The organism is Variovorax sp. YR752, assembly GCF_943372545.1.
The window spans coordinates 1-5,148 of record NZ_CALRZC010000368.1; the positions used below are offsets into that span (position 1 = coordinate 1).

At 70.8% G+C, this 5,148-nt stretch carries 5 protein-coding genes; 2 read left to right on the forward strand and 3 right to left on the reverse strand.

The window, feature by feature from the left end; genetic code table 11:
- On the reverse strand, window positions 1-465 hold a 465-nt coding region (locus AAG801_RS40275; RefSeq protein WP_341893482.1), incomplete at its 3' end, for a LysR family transcriptional regulator.
- Between the two features lie 69 nt (window positions 466-534).
- On the opposite strand from AAG801_RS40275, the gene AAG801_RS40280 reads away from it, so the two are divergent.
- The gene (locus tag AAG801_RS40280) at window positions 535-1,140 is read left to right on the forward strand and encodes a LysE/ArgO family amino acid transporter (protein WP_341893483.1); all 606 of its coding nucleotides are present in this window, start codon (window positions 535-537) and stop codon (window positions 1,138-1,140) included.
- On the opposite strand, the gene AAG801_RS40285 is transcribed toward AAG801_RS40280, so the two are convergent.
- Together AAG801_RS40285 and AAG801_RS40290 are read right to left on the reverse strand one after the other, a co-directional pair.
- Window positions 1,124-2,704: an ABC transporter substrate-binding protein gene (locus AAG801_RS40285; RefSeq protein WP_341893484.1), complete on the reverse strand. Its 1,581-nt coding sequence runs from the start codon at window positions 2,702-2,704 to the stop codon at window positions 1,124-1,126. The genes AAG801_RS40280 and AAG801_RS40285 overlap by 17 nt on opposite strands.
- Window positions 2,705-2,756: 52 nt before the next feature.
- On the reverse strand, window positions 2,757-2,948 hold the full coding sequence (locus tag AAG801_RS40290; protein WP_341893485.1) for a heavy-metal-associated domain-containing protein: 192 nt from the start codon (window positions 2,946-2,948) through the stop codon (window positions 2,757-2,759).
- A gap of 125 nt (window positions 2,949-3,073) precedes the next feature.
- Here AAG801_RS40290 and AAG801_RS40295 point away from each other — a divergent pair.
- Window positions 3,074-5,148: heavy metal translocating P-type ATPase (locus AAG801_RS40295; protein WP_341893486.1), on the forward strand; the 2,075-nt coding region annotated here is incomplete at its 3' end.

The window sequence follows — 5,148 nt, forward strand, 5'->3', positions numbered from 1 at the left end:
GCGGCCCTGGCGCAGCAGTTCACCGGAATGGACCTGGTCCTCGACGTGCAGGTCGAGCACGACGTCGTGCCGCGCGCGCAGCGCAGCCAGCGCCGGCACGAACCAGGTGGCCAGCGAATCGGCGTTGACGGCGACGGCCAGCGGCAGGGGCGGTGCGACCGAGTCCGTGCGGGCGGAACGTGCGGATCGCGCCGCCGTCGCCCCATCGGCCAGCCCGAAGGGGGCCAGCGCCTGCGCCTCGAGCAGTTGCAGCTGCTGGGCATGGCGCTGCAGCGACTCGCCGGCCTCGGTGGCCACGCAGGGGCTGCCGCGGCGGATGAGCACGCGGCCGAGCCGCTCCTCCAGCGCCTTGATGCGCTGGCTGATCGCCGACGGCGTGACGTGCAGCGTGCGCGCCGCGGCGTCGAAGCTGCCTTCGCGCAACACGGCGGCGAAGGCGGCGAGCTGGCGAGAATCTATCTGCATCAGTTTCACTAATGGAACTGAAGGAAGTTTAGCTGGACTGCGTTCGCACGGGGCCGCAGCATCGCGGCGATGGACACTGTCTTCCTGCGCGGCTTCGCGACCTCGGCCGCCCTGATCGTCGCCATCGGTGCGCAGAACGCCTTCGTGCTGCGGCAAGGCCTGGCGCGCAGCCACGTGCTGCCGGTGGTGCTGGTGTGTGCGCTGTCGGACGCGCTGCTGATCACGCTGGGCGTGGCCGGGCTCGGCCGCTGGGTGCAGGAGCATCCCGTCCTGCTGACGCTGACGCGCTGGGGCGGCGCCGCCTTCCTGCTCGCCTACGGCGCGCTGGCGGCGCGCCGGGCACTGGCGCCGCACACGCTGGCGGTGCAGGGCCCGGCGGTCGGCGACCTGCGCGCCGCGCTGCTCGCCTGCCTGGCCTTCACCTACCTGAATCCGCACTGCTGGCTGGACACCGTGGTGCTGCTCGGTTCGATCGCCGCGCAGCAGCCCGAAGACTCGCGCACGAGCTTCGCCGCCGGCGCCGTCAGCGCCAGCGGGGTGTGGTTCTTCGCACTCGGCTACGGCGCGCGGCTGCTGGCGCCGCTGTTCGCCAGGCCGGTCGCCTGGCGGATGCTGGACGCGGCGATCGCCCTGGTGATGTGGACGATCGCCGTCACGATCATTTTCCGACCGTGACCCACTGCACCTCGAGCCAGTTGTCGGGGCGGTGCACGGCGCTCACGTTGCTGCGCGCCGCCCACGGGATCACCTGGCGGTGCAGCGGGATCACGTGCACCTGCTCCTTGTACTCGCGCATCGCCGCCTTGATCAGGCCCTCGCGCTTCTTCGCATCGGGCTCGACGCTGGACTGCGCGGCCAGCGCGTCGAACTTGTCGTTCTTCACGCCGCCGAAGTTCCAGTAACCCTGGCCCTTCTCGCCGCGGTTGCGCAGCACCGGCGTGAAGGTGGTCTCGGCATCGGTGATCGCGCCGCCCCAGCCGAGCATGTACAGGCTGGTGTCCTGCTTCTCGATCTTCGGGAAGTAGGTGGCGCGCGGCTGCGCGCTGACCTTGACCTTGATCTTCAGCTGCGCCCACATGCCGGCCAGCGCGATGCAGATCTCTTCGTCGTTGATGTAGCGGTTGTTCGGGCAGTCGAGCGTGACCTCGAAGCCGTCGGCGAAGCCGGCCTCGGCCATCAGCTTGCGTGCCAGGGCGACGTCGTAGGGCAGCCGTCCCTCGATCTCCGGGTCGTTGTAGGAGCCCAGCGGCGACGGCGTCAGGCCGCCGGTCGGGTAGCTCTGGCCGTTCATCAGCTTGGTCTTGATGGTCTCGATGTCGACGGCGTGGTACATGGCCTTGCGCACCCGCTGGTCCTTGAACGGGTTCCTGTCGCCGGGCACGCTGCCGTACAGCAGCTTGTCGCGCGCCTGGTCCATGCCGATGAAGACGATGCGGTTCTCCGGGCCGTCGATGATCTTCACGCCGGAGGTGTTGCGCAGCCTCGCCACGTCGCGCGGTGCCGGGTCGAGCACGAAGTCGATCTCGCCAGAAACGAGCGCGGCCAGGCGCGTCGCGTCGTTGCCGATCGGCGTGTAGACGATCTCCTGCACGTTGCCCTCGAACTTGCCCCACCAGGCCGGGTAACGCTTGTAGACCGTCTTGATGCCCGGCGCGCGGCTGACCAGCATGTAGGGACCGGTGCCGTTGGCGTTCAGGCCGGCGTAGCTCTCTTCCTTGTTCTTGAAGTCCAGCGGCCTGGTGACCTTGTTCTTCTCGGCCCACACCTTGCTCATGATCCACAGCGTCTCGAGGTGCTGCAGGAAGATCGGGTTCGGCGCGGCGAGCTGGAACTCGACGGTCAGGTCGTCGACCTTGCGCGGCTTGCCGACCGCGACGGCGTACTGGTTGATCGTCGAGGTCGGTGCGGCGCCGCGCTCGATCGAGAACACCACGTCGTCGGCGGTGAAGGGCGTGCCGTCGTGAAACCTGACGTTCGGCCGCAGCTTGAAGCGCCACAGCGTCGGCGAGACCTGCTGCCACTCGGTGGCCAGCGCCGGCACGATCTCCAGCGTCTTGCCGCGGGTCACGAGCTTCTCGTAGACTTGGCCGTTCATCATGTTGGTCATGGACTCGTTCTGCGAGTGCGGGTCCATGGTCTGCGGGTCGCCCTGGCTGGCCCAGCGCAGCGTCTGCGCATGGGCCATGGGCAGGATGGCCAGCGTGGCAACGAGGGCGCCCTTGGCGATCAGTCGAAGCATGCGGTTCACTCCATGAGGTTCGAAGTGGCCGCAGTGTAGGACGCGATGCAGCTCAGCGAGCCGGGTAGCCCTGCTCGGCCAGCGCCTGCTTGACGGCCTCGGCGCTCTGGCTGGACTCGATGCGCACCGTGTGGGTGGCCAGGTCGCACTGCACCTGGGCGTCGGCATCGAGACCCTTGACCGTGCCGGTGACGGTCTTGACGCAGTGGCCACAGGTCATGTCGGGGAGGGTCAGTTCGATCATGGTGATCTCCGGGTCGGATTGAGGATGCCGCAACGATAGACCTTGACACCATGGCAAGGTCAAGCGGGTGGATCAAGTTCGAAAGTGCTTGACCCTGACATGATGTCAAGGTCGATCATGTGGTCATGAATGCGGAAACCACCCTCTCGCTGCCCATCGAGGGCATGACCTGCGCCTCCTGCGTCGGCCGCGTCGAACGTGCGCTGGCCAAGGTGCCCGGCGTTGCGCAGGCCAGCGTCAACCTGGCCACCGAATCGGCCGGGCTGTCGCTGTCGCACCCGGTGCCGACCGGCACGCTCACCGCTGCCGTCGAGCGCGCCGGCTACGCCGTGCCGCACGACGCGGCCGACCTGCGCATCGAGGGCATGACCTGCGCGAGTTGCGTCGGCCGCGTCGAGCGGGCGCTGCAGGCGGTGCCGGGCGTGCTCGCGGCCACGGTGAACCTGGCCACCGAACAGGCGCATGTCGAGCGCGTGCGCAGCGCGGCGGGTGCGGCGGCCTTGATGGCGGCCGTGCAGAAGGCCGGCTACAGCGCCCACATGGTCTCTGCCGGGCAGCCGGCAGCGCCACCCGCGCCCTCGCGCGATGGCTGGAAGGTGGCACTGGCCGCGCTGCTGTCGGCCCCGCTGGTCGTGCCGATGGTCGGCGACCTGTTCGGGAAGCACTGGATGCTGGATGGCTGGCTGCAGTGCCTGCTGGCCACGCCGGTGCAATTCTGGCTCGGCGCGCGCTTCTACCGCGCCGGCTGGATGGCGCTGCGCGCCGGCAGCGGCAACATGGACCTGCTGGTCGCGCTGGGCACCAGCGCCGCCTACGGCCTCAGCCTGTGGCTGCTGTGGCAGGCCGACGGCGCTATGGCGCACCTGTACTTCGAGTCCTCCGCCGTGGTCATCACGCTGGTGCTGCTGGGCAAGTGGCTGGAGTCGCGCGCCAAGCGGCAGACCACCGACGCGATCCGTGCGCTGCAGGCGCTGCGCCCGGAGACGGCCCGCGTGCGCCGCGACGGCATCGACCTCGACGTCCCGGTGGCCGAACTCGCGGTCGGCGACCTGATCGTCGTGCGCCCCGGTGAACGCCTCGCCGCGGACGGCGTGGTGGAGGACGGCCGCAGCCACGTCGACGAATCGCTGATCACCGGCGAGAGCCTGCCGGTGGCCAGGCAGGCCGGCGACCGCGTCACCGGCGGCGCGCTCAATGCCGAAGGCCTGCTGCTGGTGCGCACGCAGGCAGTGGGCGCGGAGTCCACGCTGGCTCGCATCGTGCGCATGGTCGAGTCGGCGCAGGCCGGCAAGGCGCCGATCCAGCGCCTGGTCGACCAGGTCAGCGCGGTGTTCGTGCCGGTGGTCGTCGTGCTGGCGCTGCTCACGCTGCTCGGCTGGGGCCTCGCCACCGGCGACTGGTCGGCCGGCGTGCTCAACGCCGTCGCCGTGCTGGTCATCGCGTGTCCCTGCGCGCTGGGCCTGGCCACGCCGGCGGCGATCATGGTCGGCACCGGCGCGGCGGCTCGGCGCGGCATCCTGATCAAGGACGCGCAGGCGCTGGAGATCGCCCACGCGGTGCGCATCGTCGCCTTCGACAAGACCGGCACGCTGACCGAAGGGCGGCCGCGGCTGGCGGCGGCCGAGGCGGCGCCGGACTCGGGCCTGAGCAGCGAGCAGCTGGTGGCGCTGGCGGCGGCGCTGCAGTCCGGCAGCGAGCACCCGCTGGCCGCCGCGGTGCTGGCCGCGGCGAGCGCACCGCTGGCCGCCGCGACCGACGTGCGGGCCCTGCCCGGCCGCGGCATCGCCGGCGTGGTCGGCGGCCACACGCTGCGGCTCGGCAGCACCCGGCTGATGGACGAGAGTGGCGTCACGCTCGCTGCACTGTCGCCGCGCGCCCACGCACTGCAGGCCGAAGGCCGCACGGTGTCGTGGCTGGCCGGCCGGGAGGGCGAAGGAGCGTGGCAGCTGCTGGGCCTGCTCGCCTTCGGCGACACGCTCAAGCCCGGCGCCGCTGCCGCCATCGCAACGCTGCGCGGCCTCGGCCTGCGCACGCTGATGATCAGCGGCGACAACGCCGGCAGCGCCAACGCGGTGGGCCGCGCGCTGGGCATCGACGACGTGCGCGCCGAGGTGCTGCCGGGGCAGAAGGCCGGCGTGGTGGCGGCGCTGCGCGCCGAACTCGGCGCGCAGGGCAAGGTGGCAATGGTCGGCGACGGCAT

Excerpts from the sequence above, each read along its gene's own strand:
- AAG801_RS40280 (WP_341893483.1), top strand. The coding sequence starts at position 535 with ATGGACACTGTCTTCCTGCGCGGCTTCGCGACCTCGGCCGCCCTGATC.
- AAG801_RS40285 (WP_341893484.1), bottom strand. The coding sequence starts at position 2,704 with ATGCTTCGACTGATCGCCAAGGGCGCCCTCGTTGCCACGCTGGCCATC.
- AAG801_RS40290 (WP_341893485.1), bottom strand. The coding sequence starts at position 2,948 with ATGATCGAACTGACCCTCCCCGACATGACCTGTGGCCACTGCGTCAAG.